This is a genomic window from Thalassotalea sp. Y01 (assembly GCF_012932945.1).
Classification (GTDB): domain Bacteria; phylum Pseudomonadota; class Gammaproteobacteria; order Enterobacterales; family Alteromonadaceae; genus Thalassotalea_A.
The window spans coordinates 626,738-644,890 of the sequence record NZ_JABBXG010000001.1 but is presented as its reverse complement, the minus strand read 5'-3'; the positions used below and the strand labels follow the sequence as shown (position 1 = coordinate 644,890).

Below are 18,153 nucleotides of genomic sequence, written 5' to 3'. Positions count from 1 at the left end.
ATGAGAATATTTATGCACCTGACCAACATTACAATTACCACCACCATTGGTACCCCAATGGAGGTCAGTGGCTAGCGTGTAAATAAAACGTTCAAACATAAAAGCCCGTGACCTGCAAAGTTCACGGGCTTTTGTTTTTAAAGCAAAAATTATTTGCCACACTTGTTAATAACAATGGCTAATTCGAGGAAAACAATATGAGAGTGATAAAATTCGGCGGTTCTTCCCTTGCCAATGCAGACCGTTTTAATACGGTTTGCGAAATCATCGAAGCGAAAAGCCAGCATTCACCGGTTGCGGTTGTTGTCTCAGCACCAAAAGGCGTTACCAATCATTTGGTAGCGATGACGCAAAACCTAGATGATAGCAACACTCTCGAACAACAAATTGACCATTTGCAAAAAACGGTAAACGCGATTTTTGATGATTTAGATAATGGCCAGCGGGCGTTTAATCGTCATCACGCTGACCAATCTCTAGCTCGCAGTCTCGGCCAGTTAAAACGTTGGATGCAGGGTTCAGCGATGTTGAATCATTGTCCAGATCATATTCGTGCTTGTGTGATCAGTCTTGGTGAACGTTTAAGCGTCGCTATCCTCGAAGCGTTGCTTAATACCGAACAACAAACCATTGCGGTATTAGAGCCAGAGCAATTTTTAAAAACTAATGAATCGTCACTCGATGCGGTTGCCGATTTGGTGTTAGCACGCCAACAATTTGTTGATAAATACAATCAACTACCGCGTATCAGCGTAATGCCAGGTTTTATCGGCGTAGCCCCATCTGGAAAATTGACCACCCTAGGTCGTAATGGATCGGATTATTCTGCAGCGGTATTGAGTGTTTGCGTCAATGCGGAATGCTGTGAAATCTGGACTGACGTCGACGGTGTCTTTAATGCCGACCCGCGCTTAATTAAAGAAGCGAGCTTATTAGAGCACTTGTCATATCAAGAAGCGATGGAGCTTTCTTATTTTGGTGCCAAGGTATTGCATCCTAAAACCATTGGCCCGATTGCTCAATATCACATCCCATGTTTGATTAAAAACACGTTGAACGTTGATGCCAAGGGTACCTTGATTTCCAATGAAGACAAGGGTGAAAAGCAGGTTAAAGCCATTTCAAACCTTGATGAGCTAACCATGATCAACGTCTCTGGTCCAGGCATGAAAGGCATGGTTGGTATGGCGAGCCGAGTATTTGCTTGCATGAGCCGAGAAAATATCTCAATGGTAATGATCAGCCAATCGTCTTCAGAATACTGTATTAGTTTTTGTGTTTATTCTGCCGATGCTTATCGAGCTCAGCAAAGCCTGCAGCAAGAGTTTGAACTTGAATTACTTAATCAATTGCTTGAACCAATCGATATGCAATCGCATTTGTCTATTGTCTCCTTAGTCGGTGATGGTATGCATCATCAGCGTGGCGTAGCCGGCAAGTTGTTTAGTTCGTTGGCGCAAGCGCGAGTTAACGTTATCGCTATTGCTCAGGACTCATCAGAGCGCAGTATTTCAGTAGTCATCGAACAACGCAAATGTACTGAAGCACTGAAAGTATGTCATCAAAACTTCTTTTCAAGCAGACAAACTATTGATGCTTTTGTTGTCGGTTGCGGGGTTGTTGGCAGTGAATTGTTAGCGCAAATTTCACGTCAGCAGGCGTCATTAAAACAACAAGGTATTGAACTGAACGTATACGGAATTGCCAATTCAAAAGGCATGGCGTTTGATGCACAAGGTATCCCTATGGATAACTGGCAATCGGCGTTAACAGGCGAACAAAAAACGCTGAGTGTCGATACCGTTAAGCATTTTGCCCGCAGTCATCATTTGATTAATCCGGTACTGGTTGATTGCACCTCGGATGCGGAGCTGGCGCTTAATTACGCCGATTATCTTGCTGAGGGCTTTCATGTTGTAACGCCAAATAAAAAGGCTAATACCGACAGCTGGCAGTACTATCGCCAAATTCGTGAAAATGCGCGTAAAACCAATCGTCTGTTTTTATATGAAACCAATGTTGGTGCTGGTTTGCCGGTAATTGATACGTTGCAAAACCTTTTTAAAGCCGGTGATAATTTACAGCAATTTGACGGTGTTTTATCAGGCTCATTATCGTATATTTTTGGTAAGCTAGATGAAGGCATGAGCTTGTCGCAAGCAACCGAAATCGCCAAACAAAACGGCTTCACCGAACCCGATCCTCGTGATGACTTAAGTGGTATGGACGTCGCTCGTAAATTATTGATCATGGCACGCGAAGCCGGTATGGCTCTGGAGCTGGACAACATCAAGGTCGAGTCGGTATTGCCAGACAACTTTGACTCAACTGGCTCGGTCGATGATTTTATGCAGCGTTTGCCTGAGCTGGACAGCTATTTTCAAGATAAAGTTGAAAGTGCCAAAGAGCAGGGCAAAGTGCTGCGCTATGTTGGTAAAATCAGTAACGGTGAATGTCAGGTGGCCATTGAAGCCGTTGATAGCAGCCACCCACTATACGCGATTAAAGACGGTGAAAATGCCTTATCGATTTTAAGTCGTTATTATCAACCGATTCCACTGGTACTAAGAGGCTATGGTGCTGGCGCTGAAGTTACTGCGGCAGGTGTATTCGCCGATATGCTGCGCACTCAAGCTTGGAAGCAGGAGTTGTAATGACAGTAAAAGTTTATGCACCAGCGTCAATCGGTAACGTCAGTGTCGGATTTGATGTGCTTGGCATGGCAGTCACCCCATTATCGGGGGAATTGCTTGGTGATGTGGTCAGTATTGAGGCCTCAGCCACAGGTGAAAATCAACTTGAGGTGGTCGGTGATTTCGCCGATAAATTGCCGACAAACTATCAAGATAATATTGTTTATCATTGTCTACAGTTATTTGAAAATACGTTGGCAGATGTAGGTAAACAGGCATCTCCTGTGGCGATGCAACTTAACAAGAGTATGCCGGTTGGCAGTGGCTTAGGTTCGAGTGCTTGTTCCGTTGTTGCGGCATTAGTTGCACTTAATGAGTATTATCAAAAGCCATTTGATGACAGTAAATTACTCACCATGATGGGACAAATGGAAGCGCAAATCAGTGGCAGCTTGCATTACGATAATGTCGCACCGTGTTTTCTCGGTGGCTTGCAACTTATGGTCAGTGATGACCGCGTTATCACTCGAACCTTACCCGAGTTGGCCGACATCTATTGGGTTATGGCCTACCCTGGTATCGAGGTGTCGACTCGTGCTTCAAGAGAAGTGCTACCTTTGCAATATAGCAGGCAGACATTGATCCAATACGGACAAAATCTCGCTAGCTTTATTGATGCCTGTCATCGCCAGGATAACAAACAGGCATTGTCGTATATTAACGATGTTGTTGCTGAACCCTATCGACTAGAGTTGATTCCCAGATGTCAGCAAGCAAAACAATATGTATTAGAAAATGGTGCCGCCGCGGCTGGTATTTCCGGATCAGGACCGACATTGTTTGTCGCCTGCGAAGATTTATCTAAAGCGCAGCAATTAGCACAATATTTAACAGACAACTATCTGCAATCTGATGCAGGTTTTGTTCACATTTGCCTTGCGGATCAGCAAGGTGCCCGAGTGATTTAAGGGGACAGTATGCAGTATTATAATTTAAAACATCCACAGCAAAGATTGTCGTTTGCCGATGCCGTCCGTCAAGGCTTGGGTCAGGATCAAGGTTTGTTTTTTCCTAAAGATTTGCCGCGTTATGACAATATCGATGAGTTATTGGCGATGCCGTTGGCTGAGCGCAGTGCGAAAATCTTATACCCATTCGTTGCTGATGAATTTAGTAAACATGCATTTTTGCAATTGATTAATGACGCATTTAACTTTCCTGCCAATGTACAAGCGATTGATGAAAAAATGGCGACGTTGGAGCTGTTTCATGGTCCAACACTGGCGTTTAAAGACTTCGGTGCGCGCTTTATGGCGCACTGTTTACAGTCGTTTAGTCAACAAAGCAGCAAGCCTATCACCATTTTAACCGCAACCTCTGGTGACACCGGTGCTGCGGTTGCCCATGCCTTTTATGGGTTAACTAATATCAAGGTGGTGATCCTTTATCCAAAAGGCAAAATCAGTCTATTGCAGGAAAAGATGTTTACCACGTTAGGCGGCAATATTGAAACGATAGCCATTGATGGCAGTTTTGATGATTGCCAGGCGCTGGTTAAACAAAGCTTCGATGATGAACATTTAAAACACAGCATTGGTTTAAATTCGGCTAATTCAATCAATATTTCTAGATTGCTGGCGCAAATCTGTTATTACTTTGAAGCTGCGGCACAGCTCAAGCGCCAACGTGGCAGCATTGATGATGTTGTCGTATCGGTGCCAAGTGGTAATTTTGGTAACTTAACGGCAGCCATGTTAGCCAAAGCCATGGGCTTACCTATTAAGCGTTTTGTCGCAGCTACGAATGTGAATGATACCGTACCAAGATACTTGAAGAATAAGATGTGGCTACCAAATGACACTATCTCGACAATGTCTAATGCCATGGATGTCTCTAAGCCAAATAACTGGCCGCGAGTAGAGCATATGCTGACCTCGGGTATTATCGATGACCAAGATTTAGCGGGTATTGCCATTGACGAAGAGCAAACACAAATCGGTGTAACCCAATTGAACCAGTTAGGTTATATCAGTGAGCCTCATGCTGCAGTAGCCTACAAAGCGCTTAAATATCAACTTAAAGACGATGAGTTTGGCTTATTTTTAGGGACGGCACATCCTGCTAAATTCAAAGATACGGTTGAAAGCATTTTGGGCACACCGATAGCTTTACCAAAAGAGCTAGCTGCTTGTTCAACGGAAGAGATTTTGTCCGTGTCAATGGCCAACGACTTTGCTAAGCTACGGGATTTTCTGCTTGGCTAAAAAGACATGAATTGGCAAGAGTTTCTTGAACAGCAAAAACAACAGGATTATTTTAAGCAGCTAATGAGCAGGGTGGCGAATGAACGCGACTCTGATCATGCTATTTATCCACCTGAAAATCAGGTGTTTTCAGCGTTTGATTTAACGCCGTTTGAGCAAGTTAAGGTGGTCATTCTTGGCCAAGATCCATACCATGGTCCAGGACAGGCGCACGGCTTGGCGTTTTCTGTGCAAGATAGCGTAAAAGTACCACCTAGCTTAAAAAATATGTACAAAGAGTTGCTAACCGATATCAATGGCTTTGATATACCTGAGCACGGCAACCTGACTTGCTGGGCAGAGCAGGGGGTGTTACTACTCAATACGGTATTAACGGTGCGTCAAGGACAGGCTCACTCGCATGCTAAATTTGGTTGGGAAACATTTACCGATGCGGTAATAGCCGCATTAAATGAACACGCTGATAATTTGGTGTTTATATTATGGGGTAAACATGCGCAGCAAAAAGGTAAGTACCTAGATGATACGCGTCATTGCATATTATCTGGAGCGCATCCGTCACCACTATCGGCTTACCGCGGCTTTTTTGGTTGTCAGCACTTTTCATTGGCCAATCAATATCTACAGCAACAAGGCAAACAAGCTATTGAATGGCGTGTACCCGAAGTGGTGAAAAAGCAAGGCCAGCTATTTTAACTACCCTCGCCCTTTTTAGTAATTAACTACTTGAAATAAATAATCATTTCAGCGGCTACACAGTGGCAATCATAGCCGCAAATAGTACAGTTGTAGCCGTTTTTGCTGTCTTCATTCCACTTGCCTGGATGATCTTTGACCAGCTGTCCACCGCATTTCGTAAAATATTTTACCGCACTATTGCCCGGACTTGGGCGCCATAAGTGACTGACGCCAGCTTTGGCACCTTGCGCTTGCAATGCCTTTATAGACAACTCTAGCAGTCGCGAACCTATGCCATAGCCACGATAAGTTTCATCGACGGTATTGCATTTAAAGTAGGCGGTTTCACTGATATCCGTTTGCCATAAATCAGGGCTGTACCATTGGTCCAAGCTAAACTGTTGCGCGGCATAGGTAATACGAAAACCGACGAGCTTATCGCCATCATAGGCAACATAATTTGAGTTAACGCCGTTTTTTAAACCTTTGGCATACCAAGTATGAATATTACTGCTATCAACATAGCCATCACCATGGACAAAATTGCCTAGCGCGATGATGGCGTCAAAGTCGCTTGCTTGCATCTCTTTATAAATAATATCTTCTTTCATATCAGCTATTGTCGTAATTCCAAGGCCTGATAGTATATAGCAAATTTGCACACATTTGTGCGACAGTTTTAGGTCGCAACCCAGGACAAATAACCCATGTACGATCCCCTTATTCAAAACCAGCTTGCCAATCATCAACCATACCCAGACAGTTACTGGGCCAGTGTTAGCGGTAAAGCGCCGCAAAATAAAGGCCGTTTGCAACAGGACTTAGATACCGACGTGGTGGTGATAGGCGCCGGTTACACGGGCATGTCTTGTGCTTTGCATTTGCAACGTGATTACAATATAAAACCGGTAATAATTGAAGCAAATGAGACCGCCTGGGGCTGTAGCGGCCGTAATGCGGGTTTTATTTTAAAGTCGACGGGTCGCAAGTCGTGGACCAAAATGCAGCAACAGTGGGGCGATCCCGTGATGCGCATGGTGTATCAGGAAGCCTGTGAAGGTGTTGAACGTGTGCACGCCTTTATTAACGAAGGCATAAACTGCGATTTACAGCAACCTGGTTATATTCGTGTCGCTCACAAAGCCAATAAGATGCAAGAGCTAGAAGCCCAGGCTAAGTTGCTAAGTTCCATGTTTGGCTATGATGTTGATGTCTTGTCTCGCACGCAAATTCATCAAAATTATATGGCCGATGAAAATGCTCATGGGGCGATACGATTTGAAGATGGTGTTGGATTAAACCCATTAAAATTGGCATTCGGCTATCAAGGTCTATTAATCGACGCTGAGGTTGATATTTATACCCATACGCCGGCAATTGATGTGCAAAAGCACGGTGCACGCTATCAGGTACATACCCCACAAGGCATTATTACTGCGACGAATGTGGTTATCGCCGGTAATGGTTATATGCCGAAAGGTTTTCATCCCGCGGTTGCCAATAAAACCTTACCGGTGTTATCGCAAATTATCGTCACCGAACCATTATCTGATGCACAGTTGGCGGCATGTAATTTTGTTACCTCGAATGTGATCATGGATACCAGAGCGCTAAAATACTACTACCGTAAACTACCGGATAATCGAATATTATTTGGCGGTCGTGGCGCAATTACCGGCAAAGGTGCCGATGACCCTTATTTTGCAGAGCGTTTATTGCAGGAGCTTAAACGCAGCTTCCCTGGATTAGCAGACATTCGTTATCAATACCGTTGGTCAGGATGGATCTGTATGACCCTAGATGATATTCCTCATATTAGCCAGGCAGAATCCGAGCCTGGACTCTTTTATGCGATGGGGTATTGTGGCAATGGTTTAAGTTTTTCTGTGCAAGCGGGAAAACGGTTAGCGGACAAAGTGGCAGGCCAGCCGGTGCCGAATATACCGCTATATCAATCGCAATTACCTGCGTTTCCATTACCGATGTTTCGTCGCGTTGGTCAGTGGGCATATTTTCATTATGGCAAATTTGCTGATCGCTTTATGTAGTAGGGTATAGCGCGTAAATGTCGCTGCACTGCGCAGAAAAAAAGACCTTATTTAGGAAAAAATATCTTGACCTATTTACTTGGAATTATTAGCGTAGTGGAGGAACGGAATCGACAATATAAGTGTTTAAACAACCACTTATGGTTAGAATGGAACTCAAAATAATAACGATAAAACTGAGTTCAACGATATGAAAAGCGATAATGTTAGAAATGTCACCGTCATTTATTTTGACAGTGAGACCCTAGAGCTTAATCACCACGTGGGTGACTTCCCAACAATCGAGCAAGGCCGAGTGGTACTTTGTGAAGCGTTTAAAAAAGGCAAATCTATTATTGCAGTTTGTGAAGGCGATAATCAGCCTTTAGAGTTGGAATACGCCAGCTAACTGTGCATGTTTTATGCAAACCACGAGAGATTATGCATTCCTACTGAGTGCTAAGGATAGGTAGTAAATCCATGCAAGTAACCGTCATCTATTATGAAACTGTATCATTAGAACTTTTACATGATGTTATTGATCTCGAAGTCAGTGACGAAGGTAAAGTGATCATTCCGGTGCAGTATAAACAAGGCAAGTCGATTATTTCTGTATACAAAGGCGAGCTAAATATCATCAACAAAGTCGGCGAACGAATGCCGGACTCAATGCAGCACGCCGTGTAAGCATCCTGATATAAAAAACCGTGTCATTCGACACGGTTTTTGCTTTTAAAGTCTGCAATATTTTTACCGATACCATTAATTAAGCGTTGCTGTGCCTGTTGAGAACCCCAGGCAATATGTGCGGTTAGATAAAGGTTTTTTAGCTTATTATTGAGCAAGGGGTGATTTGCAGGCGGTGGCTCTATCTCCAGCACATCTAATATGGCGGCACCTAGTTGCTTACATTTTAATGCATCAACAACGGCGTTAGAGTCAACCAAACCACCACGAGCGGTATTGACCAAAATGGCGTCTTTTTTCATTATCGCCAAAGTCTGTTGGTTGATCATCAATTCCGTTTCAGCGGTCAATGGCGCGTGCAAGCTCACCACATCGGCAACTGCTAACGCTTGCTCAAACGGTGTGCGCCCACTACGAACTGATTGACTACCCTGGCGTTCAGCAATGAGCACCTGCATACCAAATGCCTCAGCAATAATAGCAACACGTTGCGCTATCGTGCCATAGCCTATGATCGCCATGGTTTTACCAGCAAGTTCATTAAATGGTTGACTGAAATGACAAAATACCGGACTTTTTTGCCACTGACCTTGTTTGACGTTGGCAATATACTCTGACGATTTTTGCAAATGCTCTAACAACATCGCAAATACGTATTGGCTAACAGCTGTGGTGGAATAACCACTGACATTCATTACCGTTACGCCTTGTGCCTTGGCGGCGACCAAATCAACATTGTTGGTACCCGTAGCGGCGATACAAATTAGTTTTAAACGCGGTAACTGCGCCATCACCTGTTTATCTATAATTACCTTATTGGTAATAATGACATCGGCAAATCGACAACGTGGTATCACTTTATCGGCATCTGTGCAGTCAAAGTAGCCAATAGTGTCAAACTGGCTTTCAATTGCTGAAAAGTCTATTTTGTCATTTATAGTGCTTTTATCTAGGAATACAGCGCGCATTTTTTTATCCGGGTCTGCCATCTTTTCGTGGTTGCATCAACGTAGGTGCATATTTTATAACAAATATTGTAAAGGCTATTAACCAGCACAGGCTACTTAAATTGATAAACAGCATGTGCAGTTGTGGTGCCAGCCAAGGACCGAAGCCTCGCACTAGGGCGGCAACAATAACCAATAAAAAGGCTAAACTCATTATTTTCGATGGGTTTAGCGGTTGCCCTGTATGGCCAAGACTTACTCTCGATATCATCGCTAGAATCAATCCACCCATGCCACCTATGGTCAATAAATGCCATATATGGCTTAATGCGACGGACTGCATAAACAAGCCTATACCAATGGTTAACAGGCCAAACCAAACAAAGAACATACTGGCGTGTAGTGACCACAATAACGGCACTGATAAGGTAATCCATGGTCGCCATCGTAGCCATCTAATGGCTTGCAAAGCGGCGCTGATAACGAATAATGTGGCAACAATGTCGTTAGCTATCATTAGGTTGGCTTGCGTTAAGTGAACCACAATAAGCAATAATAGGCTGATTGTACATGACCATTCAAGCCACGCTAAAGGTGCGACTTTTTGCGTACCAGTACCATTGGCAGTAAACATCGGTGTTACCCGTCCCGCCATGATTGACATCAGCAAGGTAATTAATAACAACACCGCATAGCTCAACGTTTTTAATGAGATAACGAGGTAGCCTTGAATACTGCTATGCATAAGCGCATTGAGCAAAGCAAAAAATAGCAGCATTGGAATAAAAAATAAGTTGCGGGTTTGCTTCACTTTAATAATGGGAATCGCCAAATAGATAGCAGCAACCAGCAAAAAGCTAACATCAATAATGGCCGCTAAAGTAGCACCAAACCAGGATGGCATAAGCATCACCAACCTGCCTAAAAACCACAACAATACAAGCCACATCAAAGGCTTGCCATTAATGGAACGAATACCAGTCCAATTTTGCACCGCCGTTAGTAAGAAGCCGACAACGATGGCGATGACAAAACCAAAGACCATTTCATGAATGTGATAAAAATAGCCTCCACCGTACACCTCGAAATGCAATGAACCTGACAGCACACCAACCCAAACAATTAAGGCAAGGCAGCTGAAAAATGCACCTAAAGTAAAAAATGGGCGAAAGCCCAATCGAAAGAATGGCGCAATATTTTGTTCTTTAGTGAGATCAGTGATTTGCATCTTAATGAGGTCCGGTTAGCTACTTACTGTCTATTTTAGCTAATTACGCTCAATCAAGTTACTGAAAATTGTAATTTTTATGTGCTATACCTAATGGAAACAGGAGGATACATGCCTAAATCATTAAGATATCCATTAGCGGTGATTCTTGGCTGGATTATTGCCATCTTTATGGTTTATTCCGTAGAGCAGCTGGGACACCTAATTTATCCACCGCCGGCCGATTTAACCAGTCAGCAGCAGGTCAATGAATACATGAAAACTGCGCCAGTAGGGGCTTTGGTTTTCGTCATCATTGCATGGTTTGTAGCGACCTTTGTCGGTGGCATTGTCAGTTGCTTTATCGCCAAAGGCGCGAGCATGATGATGGCCTTCTTTGTTGGTTTGCTGATATTTTTTGGTGCCATCAGCAGTTTGATGATGATAGATCACCCTATTTGGTTTTCAGTGATCACTATGGTGGGTATCCCTATTATTGTCGCTTATACGGGACGGTATGGTAAACGTTTTGAGCAGCAGGTAGTGCTGTAGTAGGGTTAAAAAGTAACAAGGGAAGCTGATGCTTCCCTTGTGTTATTGGCTATTTTGACGCTGCGAGGTATTAATCACCAACGCTAATTAGGTCAATGTCGTTCAGCTCGTCAACGCTGTCGGTTAGACGTTGTTCAATATCATCCAGCTCTTTTAAGTTATGACAAAGATCTTCCGCTTGTTTCTCTAGTTCTTCGGCTTGCTCTTCGACGGTGCTTTCGATATCTTCACCCATTTTTTCCATTTTCTCGCCAAAAGCTTCCATATTTTCTTCAAAGCTACCATCACCTTCGGTCATTGCCGTACCAGCGGCAATAAGGATATCACCGACAAAGCTCGACACAACGCCTTCAATTTCGGCTTCTAATTCATCTTCTATAAAGCGATCAAACTCGTCAAAGTCTTGTTGCGCGACATAGTAACTGCCTTTGTCTTTATTAAAACGTTCGGCAACTTTTTGTTCAATACGAGCAAAGATTTTCTCCAGCTTTTCACTATTATCTGTATCTTCACCACTGAACGCCGTGGCGACATGGCTGATGGCGGTGAAGGCAATGCCTATGGCTTCGTTGGCCAAATTGACCACGTTCGGTACTTGCTCGTTGATTGCATCGGCGTAATCTGACAGTAATTGTTTTTGCTCACTGGTTAGACGAACCTGTTTGCCTTTAACAAATAGTTGGTCACCGTCATTGATTTGAATAATGGTTTGGTCTTTATCAATAAAGCGAATGTGTTGCTCTTCAACAACCACACCATAATTAACATTGACAGAGCAATGCTCTGAGCTGAAATTGTAGCTATCATCGTCATGGGCAAATGCACTACCCGAAGTCAGGGCAATGCTGGTCAGTCCCGCTAGTACAAATTTTTTCATGCTAAATATCTCTCCCGTGAGTCATTAATTATATTTATATACAGTAATTAATGAGCAATATCAGTGCCATAAAGTGAAATGTACTTATAAATCATGTGCTTACAATGTTTTTAAATGTAAGTTATATAACCTTATAGACAAATGACTGGTGATATTTACCAACTATTAGTCATTTTCATTAACATTTATTTTTGTTTCGGTAATTGACGTTCAGTAACGTATCTAGGCGTTTCATCAATATCGAGCACGTCGCGACGAATTAAATCTAATGCGGCATTAGCAACATAGGCTTGAAAGTAAGCTCGACCAGCTGGAAAATACAATTGAGTGGTTTGCAATGCATCTTTGTTGCCCCAAGCAAGCCATACCGTGCCAACGGGTTTTTCATCGCTGCCGCCATCGGGTCCGGCAATGCCAGAGACGGCAACGGCATAATCGGCATTACTTTTAGCTAACGCACCCTTAGCCATAGCAATAACCACGGGCTCACTCACCGCGCCATGCTGGGCTAAAAGCTCGGCGTCGACATCGAGCATAGCTTGTTTCATTTGATTCGAGTAGGTGACATAACCGGCTTCAAAAACCTGTGATGAACCAGCAACACTGGTCACTTTCGCCGCTATTAGGCCACCGGTGCAGGATTCTGCCGTGGTCATGCGCAGCTGTTTTAGTTGTAACAGCTGTACTAATGTTTGTTGTATGTTGGCACCATCTGTGTTGATTAAATGCGAACCAAATAGTGTTTTTAATTTGTTAAACCAGATTTGTCTTAACGTATTTTGGCTTTTTTCTCTGCTGGTAAGCTTTACTTCAAGCAGCGGCATACTGGCTCTAAAGCCCAACTCTAATGATTCCGGCCAATCGGGAAATGATTCATTGATCATTTTTTGTAAGCCTGATTCGCCAATGCCAAATACTTGCATTTTGTCGGTGACCACGTGTACTGAGTCTGGCAACATTTGCTTTAAAATTGGCTCTATCTGTTCGTTAAACATGGCTTTAAGCTCACGAGGTACACCTGGAGTACAGATGATCAAGCAATCGTTATGACGCAAGCTAAAACCTGGCGCGCTGCCAATTGGATTATCGACAATGTCACATTCCATCGGCAATAGGGCTTGCTTCATATTAGGGCCGGTGAGGCGGTAGTTACGTTTAACGCACCATGCTTTCACTTGCTCTAATGCGATGGGATGAATCGTTAAAGTACGACCACTCATCTCGCTTAACGCTTGTGCGGTCATATCATCTACAGTGGGTCCTAAGCCACCATTAATAATGACAACGTCGGCGCTTTGCGACAGGGTTTTCATCTGCTCGACCAACAGTGGCAAATTATCACCTACCGTTGTTTTTCGCGTTAACTCAACACCCATAGATTTGAGTTGTTGAGCTAGGAAAACCGAGTTGGTATCGACAATATCACCGCTCATTAATTCATTACCGGTGAGTAATAACTGCACATTTAACATATCAGCTTCCAGAAAATTAAAATTGTTTTTAAACCTTTTTCAAACTTACTGCATCATAACAGACAAAGAGATAGATTAATTGGAAAAATCAGATGAAAACAATCAATAAAATAATCCTACCTACTTTGTTACTTGCGTCGTTTGGCAGTATCGCTGCGGCCAATGAAACCAAAGAGCAACGCTTTGATTTAACGGGTAAAGGTCAGTTGTTACTGGAGAATGTTAATGGCGATGTTGAAATCACTTCATGGTCAGAAAAAGCGGTATTAGTCACCGCTAACATAACCGCAGATGATCAAGACGATCTGGACAACGTTAAAGTTATTATGAAACAAAATGGCAATCGCATCATTGTTGAGACCGAATACCAAGAAAGCGATGGTGGCTGGGGTCGCAATAGCAATAGTGGCAGTGTTGATTACAGCGTAAAAGTGCCAGAGAACATTGATTTACGTGAAATAGATTTAGTCAATGGGTCATTATTGGTAGAAAACGTTGCTGGTGAACTAAATGTCGATATTGTTAATGGTTCGGTAGAAGCAACTGGAATGGCTGCTGACGTTGAAGTGGATTCTGTTAATGGTGGCGTTGAGTTAACCTTTGCCGATGATGCCAAGAATGTGGATATTGAAGTAGAAACGGTTAACGGCGGTATTCGTTTGTACCTTCCAGAAAACTTTGGCGCAAATGTTGATGCCAGTACAGGCAATGGCTCAATAAAAACCGATTTTGGTATTAAATCCGTTAAAGGCGAATATTGGGGCACCGATTTAGAAGGCAAAATTGGCGATGGCTCAAGTGATATCGAATTAGAAAGCGTTAACGGTTCGATTCGACTGTTGAAAAAATAAATTTACAGTTGCTTACCTAAGCGCAAATAAAAAAGGGCTATGTTTCACATAGCCCTTTTTCTGTTTGTAACAAAGCTTAGTCGCTGATTTCCATTGTCATCAACGAGGCATTACCACCCGCTGCTGTGGTATCTATGGTAACGGTTTTTTCGGTTACCAAACGCTCAAATAAGTTGGCATTACTTTGTGCGGTAATGACAGGTAATATCGCGCCACTGCGAGCCGCAAGCTTCTCACTCACTAATTGTTTTAGGCGAGAGTTACTAGCGATAACTGCACCGGTCAAATGTGGATTTTCCAATACCGTTGGCAAGTGGTTCAGTGATACCGCTTGGAATATACCTGTAACAAGACCCAACTCAGTGAATACGTTCTCGCATTGCTGCGCTTGTTCAAGGTATTGTTCTTCAACCATAGCGATAACATTGTTACCGGTAGCCAAAGCAGAGACCACAGACAATAGCCAATATTCGAAACTGGTATCTTGATCACGGATTACAGTAAGTACGCCGCGCGATTCCATGTACAGTTTATTTGATTCACCTGTAGGACCTGGTAGCGTAATCGGCTTACTTAACGCTTTTTCAATCATGGTTAATTGTTTGCGTGCCGCTTCAACAACATTTTCTATTTCGCTCTGTTCTGAGGTAAATAGTTTATTCGCTGCAATTTGTGCCAATATTTGTCGACCAACAGAGATACGCACGGTAACGTCGGTATCACGCCACTTTAATTCATCGTTTTTGGCATTTTGCAATTTTGCACCAATTTTCCACGCTGACGTTGAGTAATCATTAAATTGATTCTCAAGTTGCGCTTTGTCGCTTTCGCTCAGCACATGTTCCGCAGCAGATGACGCTTCTTTAACCAAACGAGTTAAGTACATAGGACCACCAGCTTTAGGACCGGTACCTGATAGTCCGCGACCACCAAATGGTTGCACACCAACGACCGCACCAATCATGTTACGGTTTACGTAAACATTGCCGGCACGAGAGCGTTTTGCTAAATATTCACTTTTTTCTTCGATGCGCGTATGTATACCCATGGTTAAACCAAAACCGGTACCATTGATTTGATCAATAACGTTTTCCAGTTCATGGGCTTTGTAACGGATAACATGCACACATGGGCCGAAAACTTCTTGTTTTAGAACCGATAGATCGCTGATTTCATATAAACGAGGCGCAAAGAAGTAGTTACCGTGTTCGAGATTTGGCAACTCGCATTGATAATGCAACGTCGCTTTATCTTTTAAGTATTCTACGTGGCTATGTAGGGCGTTAAAGGCTTTCTCATCAATAACAGGACCTACATCGGTGCTTAGCAATGCAGGATCACCAACATGCAACTCTTGCATTGCACCGGTGATCATCTTGATGACTTTGTCGGCGATTTCGTCTTGCACAAACAATACGCGCAATGCCGAACAACGTTGACCTGCCGATTGGAAGCCTGAGGTAACAACATCGTCAACCACTTGCTCTGGTAAGGCTGTAGAGTCAACGATCATACAGTTTTGACCACCTGTTTCGGCAATAAGAGGCACTGGGTCGCCGCTACGTTCAGCCAGTTTTTGTGAAATCCAAGTACCTGTTTCAGTTGAGCCAGTAAACATAATGGCTTGAATACGTCCGTCAGGTACAATGTTGGCACCAACTTGACTACCACGAGCAATAACTGGAACGACAACACCTTTAGGTAGGCCAACCTCATGCATCAATTCAATGGTGCGTAAGGCAATTAAACTGGTTTGCTCTGCTGGCTTGGCAACCACAGTGTTACCGGTAACCACGGCAGCTGCAACTTGACCAAGGAAAATAGCAAGCGGGAAGTTCCACGGGCTAATACATAGCACAACACCGCGAGATTGCAGTCGCTCATCACTCATCATTTCTGTTGCGCGAGCAGCATAGTAGCGACAAAAATCGACCGCTTCACGTACTTCGGCAACACCGTCAGCAGGAATTTTACCGGCTTCTTTGATACACATGGCGATTAACTCGTCACGGTGTTCTTCAAGTTTGTCTGCCGTTTTCAAGAGAATGTCGGCACGAACTTGCACATCGACTTTTGACCAGCTAGTGAATGCGTCTTGAGCTTGCGCAAGAATGTCTTGCATTTTGTCAGCGCTAGCATGTTTAAGGTAACCAATCACTTGTTCGTGGTTCGCAGGGTTAGTGACCGGTTGAGCATCATCAACAACCTCACAATCACTGGCTTGTTCGAACCAAGTATTTAGCTGTTCACGCATTGCTGTGATCTGATCGATATTGGTTAAATCAATGCCTTTAGAGTTGGCACGTTCTGCACCATAAAGCTCAATTGACTGAGGGATCATTGGGTTGTACTTGTTTTGCCAACTGCGAACTTCTTCCACTGGATCGGTCAATAGTGACTCAACAGGAATGTTTTCATCAACGATGTTATTCACGAATGAGCTATTTGCGCCGTTTTCAAGAAGACGACGAACCAAGTAAGCTAACAGATCTGAATGCTCACCAACCGGCGCGTAGACTCGACAAGCGACACGATCACTAGTGACTACTTGATCGTATAACGACTCACCCATACCGTGTAGACGCTGGAATTCAAAACCGTGCTTGTCGCCAGCCATTTCTAAAATGGTTGCAACGGTATAAGCGTTATGTGTGGCGAATTGCGGGTAGATCGTGTCGCGGTATGACAATAGACGCTGAGCACAAGCGTGGTAAGACACATCCGTAGATGGTTTGCGACTGAATACTGGGAAGTCTTCAAAACCTTCAACTTGACTGATTTTCACTTCACTGTCCCAATAAGCGCCTTTTACCAAACGTACCATCATTTGACGTTGTGCTTTTAAGGTTTGCTCGCGCACCCAATCAACAACGTATAAAGCGCGTTTTTGATAGGCTTGCAATGCAATACCAAAACCATCCCAACCATCAAGATCTTTATCTAGGAATACTGCGCCAATCACATCTAACGATATATCTAGACGATCAGCTTCTTCGGCATCTACGGTAAAACCGATATTGTATGATTTGGCCAGTAACGCCAGTTCTTTCAAACGTGGAACCAATTCGCTTATAACACGTTCACGATGGGTAAATTCATAGCGAGGGTGAATGGCAGAAAGTTTAATCGATATGCCAGGGCTTTTTTGCGGACCTCGGCCTTTAGCGGCTTTACCAATGGCGTGAATAGCAGTGACATAGCTATCGAAATAACGATCGGCATCACTCATTGTGCGCGCACCTTCGCCTAACATATCATAAGAATAGGTATAACCTTTGGCTTCGGTTTTAACCGCACGGTCAACCGCGCCGTCGATATTGCGACCCATAACAAATTGAGTCCCCATGATTTGCATCGCGTATCTTACCGCTTTACGAATCACCGGCTCACCTAAGCGACCGACCGTTTTCTTCAATAGGCCAAATTGTTGTTTTTTCTTATCGTCAGAATAGTTAACGAGCTTACCGGTTAGCAACAAGCCCCATGATGAGGCATTAACAAAAATTGAGTCAGAGTTACCAATATGTGAACTCCAATCGCCTTCCGCAAGTTTGTCGCGAATCAAGCTATCGGCTGTCTCTTTATCTGGAACACGCAGCAGTGCTTCAGCAAGACACATAAGTACTACGCCTTCTTCAGTAGACAAAGAAAACTCATTTAATAAGGCATCTACACCGCCTTTACCGACTTGGTCCTTACGGATTTGGACAACAAGTTGACGTGCTTTTTCCCAAACTCGTGAACGGGCATTAGCGCCGATTTCGGCTAATGGTAATAACGTGTCAAGAACGTCATTTTCGTTTGCTCGGTAGTGGTCACGAATTTGTTGACGAATTGGATCGTCAGTGGTCAAGGTTCCGTTAAAAAGCATATTGCAAACCTATATAATAATTAATTGGAAATTTTTCGAATAATCGCAGATTCACCACAGAATGTGCTGATGAAATTTCAATTTATT

Annotated in this window: 15 protein-coding genes; 9 read left to right on the top strand and 6 right to left on the bottom strand. The window is 43.5% G+C overall.

Translation table 11 applies throughout. The features are described 5' to 3' along the window. Positions 1-197 precede the first annotated feature (197 nt). From thrA to ung, 4 genes are read left to right on the top strand one after another with little or no spacing between them, the layout of a single operon-like run. Positions 198-2,654 (top strand): bifunctional aspartate kinase/homoserine dehydrogenase I, encoded by a 2,457-nt coding sequence (gene thrA, locus HII16_RS02655; protein WP_169127215.1) that lies wholly within the window; start codon positions 198-200, stop codon positions 2,652-2,654. Further along, the gene (gene thrB, locus HII16_RS02650) at positions 2,654-3,601 is read left to right on the top strand and encodes a homoserine kinase (RefSeq protein ID WP_169127213.1); all 948 of its coding nucleotides are present in this window, start codon (positions 2,654-2,656) and stop codon (positions 3,599-3,601) included. The genes thrA and thrB overlap by 1 nt, the downstream gene beginning before the upstream one ends. A 9-nt stretch (positions 3,602-3,610) precedes the next feature. Beyond that, the gene (gene thrC, locus HII16_RS02645; RefSeq protein WP_169127211.1) at positions 3,611-4,897 is read left to right on the top strand and encodes a threonine synthase; all 1,287 of its coding nucleotides are present in this window, start codon (positions 3,611-3,613) and stop codon (positions 4,895-4,897) included. Between the two features lie 6 nt (positions 4,898-4,903). Then, positions 4,904-5,593, top strand: a complete 690-nt coding sequence (gene ung, locus HII16_RS02640) for a uracil-DNA glycosylase (protein ID WP_169127208.1) — start codon at positions 4,904-4,906, stop codon at positions 5,591-5,593. A 26-nt stretch (positions 5,594-5,619) separates the two neighbouring features. On the opposite strand, the gene HII16_RS02635 is transcribed toward ung, so the two are convergent. Beyond that, entirely contained in the window at positions 5,620-6,186 is a 567-nt protein-coding gene (locus HII16_RS02635; RefSeq protein WP_169127206.1) for a GNAT family N-acetyltransferase, read from the bottom strand. 96 nt (positions 6,187-6,282) lie between these two features. Between HII16_RS02635 and HII16_RS02630 the strand changes: the two genes are divergently transcribed. The 3 genes from HII16_RS02630 to HII16_RS02620 all read left to right on the top strand — a co-directional run bounded on the left by HII16_RS02630 (position 6,283) and on the right by HII16_RS02620 (position 8,289). After that, entirely contained in the window at positions 6,283-7,623 is a 1,341-nt protein-coding gene (locus HII16_RS02630; protein WP_169127204.1) for an FAD-dependent oxidoreductase, read from the top strand. A 190-nt stretch (positions 7,624-7,813) separates the two neighbouring features. Next, positions 7,814-8,011, top strand: coding sequence for a TIGR02922 family protein (locus tag HII16_RS02625; RefSeq protein WP_169127202.1), 198 nt, complete (start codon positions 7,814-7,816; stop codon positions 8,009-8,011). Positions 8,012-8,082: 71 nt separating this feature from the next. After that, positions 8,083-8,289 (top strand): TIGR02922 family protein, encoded by a 207-nt coding sequence (locus HII16_RS02620; protein WP_135438049.1) that lies wholly within the window; start codon positions 8,083-8,085, stop codon positions 8,287-8,289. 23 nt (positions 8,290-8,312) lie between these two features. Here HII16_RS02620 and HII16_RS02615 read toward each other — a convergent pair whose 3' ends face one another. Both HII16_RS02615 and HII16_RS02610 read right to left on the bottom strand, forming a co-directional pair. Then, entirely contained in the window at positions 8,313-9,257 is a 945-nt protein-coding gene (locus HII16_RS02615) for a D-2-hydroxyacid dehydrogenase (protein ID WP_169127200.1), read from the bottom strand. A gap of 4 nt (positions 9,258-9,261) precedes the next feature. Continuing rightward, positions 9,262-10,464, bottom strand: a complete 1,203-nt coding sequence (locus HII16_RS02610) for an NnrS family protein (protein WP_169127198.1) — start codon at positions 10,462-10,464, stop codon at positions 9,262-9,264. Between the two features lie 111 nt (positions 10,465-10,575). Here HII16_RS02610 and HII16_RS02605 point away from each other — a divergent pair, with 111 nt between their 5' ends. Continuing rightward, positions 10,576-10,995 carry a hypothetical protein gene (locus tag HII16_RS02605; RefSeq protein ID WP_169127196.1) on the top strand — a complete coding sequence of 140 codons (420 nt, stop codon included), beginning with the start codon at positions 10,576-10,578 and terminating at the stop codon, positions 10,993-10,995. Between the two features lie 70 nt (positions 10,996-11,065). Here HII16_RS02605 and HII16_RS02600 read toward each other — a convergent pair whose 3' ends face one another. Together HII16_RS02600 and HII16_RS02595 are read right to left on the bottom strand one after the other, a co-directional pair. Continuing rightward, positions 11,066-11,872: a YggN family protein gene (locus tag HII16_RS02600; protein ID WP_169127194.1), complete on the bottom strand. Its 807-nt coding sequence runs from the start codon at positions 11,870-11,872 to the stop codon at positions 11,066-11,068. A gap of 185 nt (positions 11,873-12,057) precedes the next feature. Further along, positions 12,058-13,344, bottom strand: coding sequence for a CinA family nicotinamide mononucleotide deamidase-related protein (locus HII16_RS02595; RefSeq protein ID WP_169127192.1), 1,287 nt, complete (start codon positions 13,342-13,344; stop codon positions 12,058-12,060). 92 nt (positions 13,345-13,436) lie between these two features. On the opposite strand from HII16_RS02595, the gene HII16_RS02590 reads away from it, so the two are divergent. Beyond that, positions 13,437-14,195, top strand: coding sequence for a DUF4097 family beta strand repeat-containing protein (locus HII16_RS02590; protein WP_135438043.1), 759 nt, complete (start codon positions 13,437-13,439; stop codon positions 14,193-14,195). A 76-nt stretch (positions 14,196-14,271) separates the two neighbouring features. On the opposite strand, the gene putA is transcribed toward HII16_RS02590, so the two are convergent. Beyond that, positions 14,272-18,066: a bifunctional proline dehydrogenase/L-glutamate gamma-semialdehyde dehydrogenase PutA gene (gene putA / locus HII16_RS02585; RefSeq protein ID WP_169127190.1), complete on the bottom strand. Its 3,795-nt coding sequence runs from the start codon at positions 18,064-18,066 to the stop codon at positions 14,272-14,274. Positions 18,067-18,153 lie beyond the last annotated feature (87 nt).

What these genes read in the sequence shown, in the direction of transcription:
- HII16_RS02630 (WP_169127204.1), top strand. Translation starts at nt 6,283, where the DNA reads ATGTACGATCCCCTTATTCAAAACCAGCTTGCCAATCATCAACCATAC.
- HII16_RS02620 (WP_135438049.1), top strand. Translation starts at nt 8,083, where the DNA reads ATGCAAGTAACCGTCATCTATTATGAAACTGTATCATTAGAACTTTTA.
- thrB (WP_169127213.1), top strand. Translation starts at nt 2,654, where the DNA reads ATGACAGTAAAAGTTTATGCACCAGCGTCAATCGGTAACGTCAGTGTC.
- HII16_RS02605 (WP_169127196.1), top strand. Translation starts at nt 10,576, where the DNA reads ATGCCTAAATCATTAAGATATCCATTAGCGGTGATTCTTGGCTGGATT.
- thrC (WP_169127211.1), top strand. Translation starts at nt 3,611, where the DNA reads ATGCAGTATTATAATTTAAAACATCCACAGCAAAGATTGTCGTTTGCC.
- HII16_RS02610 (WP_169127198.1), bottom strand. Translation starts at nt 10,464, where the DNA reads ATGCAAATCACTGATCTCACTAAAGAACAAAATATTGCGCCATTCTTT.
- HII16_RS02600 (WP_169127194.1), bottom strand. Translation starts at nt 11,872, where the DNA reads ATGAAAAAATTTGTACTAGCGGGACTGACCAGCATTGCCCTGACTTCG.
- HII16_RS02615 (WP_169127200.1), bottom strand. Translation starts at nt 9,257, where the DNA reads ATGCGCGCTGTATTCCTAGATAAAAGCACTATAAATGACAAAATAGAC.
- HII16_RS02590 (WP_135438043.1), top strand. Translation starts at nt 13,437, where the DNA reads ATGAAAACAATCAATAAAATAATCCTACCTACTTTGTTACTTGCGTCG.
- ung (WP_169127208.1), top strand. Translation starts at nt 4,904, where the DNA reads ATGAATTGGCAAGAGTTTCTTGAACAGCAAAAACAACAGGATTATTTT.
- HII16_RS02635 (WP_169127206.1), bottom strand. Translation starts at nt 6,186, where the DNA reads ATGAAAGAAGATATTATTTATAAAGAGATGCAAGCAAGCGACTTTGAC.
- thrA (WP_169127215.1), top strand. Translation starts at nt 198, where the DNA reads ATGAGAGTGATAAAATTCGGCGGTTCTTCCCTTGCCAATGCAGACCGT.
- HII16_RS02625 (WP_169127202.1), top strand. Translation starts at nt 7,814, where the DNA reads ATGAAAAGCGATAATGTTAGAAATGTCACCGTCATTTATTTTGACAGT.
- putA (WP_169127190.1), bottom strand. Translation starts at nt 18,066, where the DNA reads ATGCTTTTTAACGGAACCTTGACCACTGACGATCCAATTCGTCAACAA.
- HII16_RS02595 (WP_169127192.1), bottom strand. Translation starts at nt 13,344, where the DNA reads ATGTTAAATGTGCAGTTATTACTCACCGGTAATGAATTAATGAGCGGT.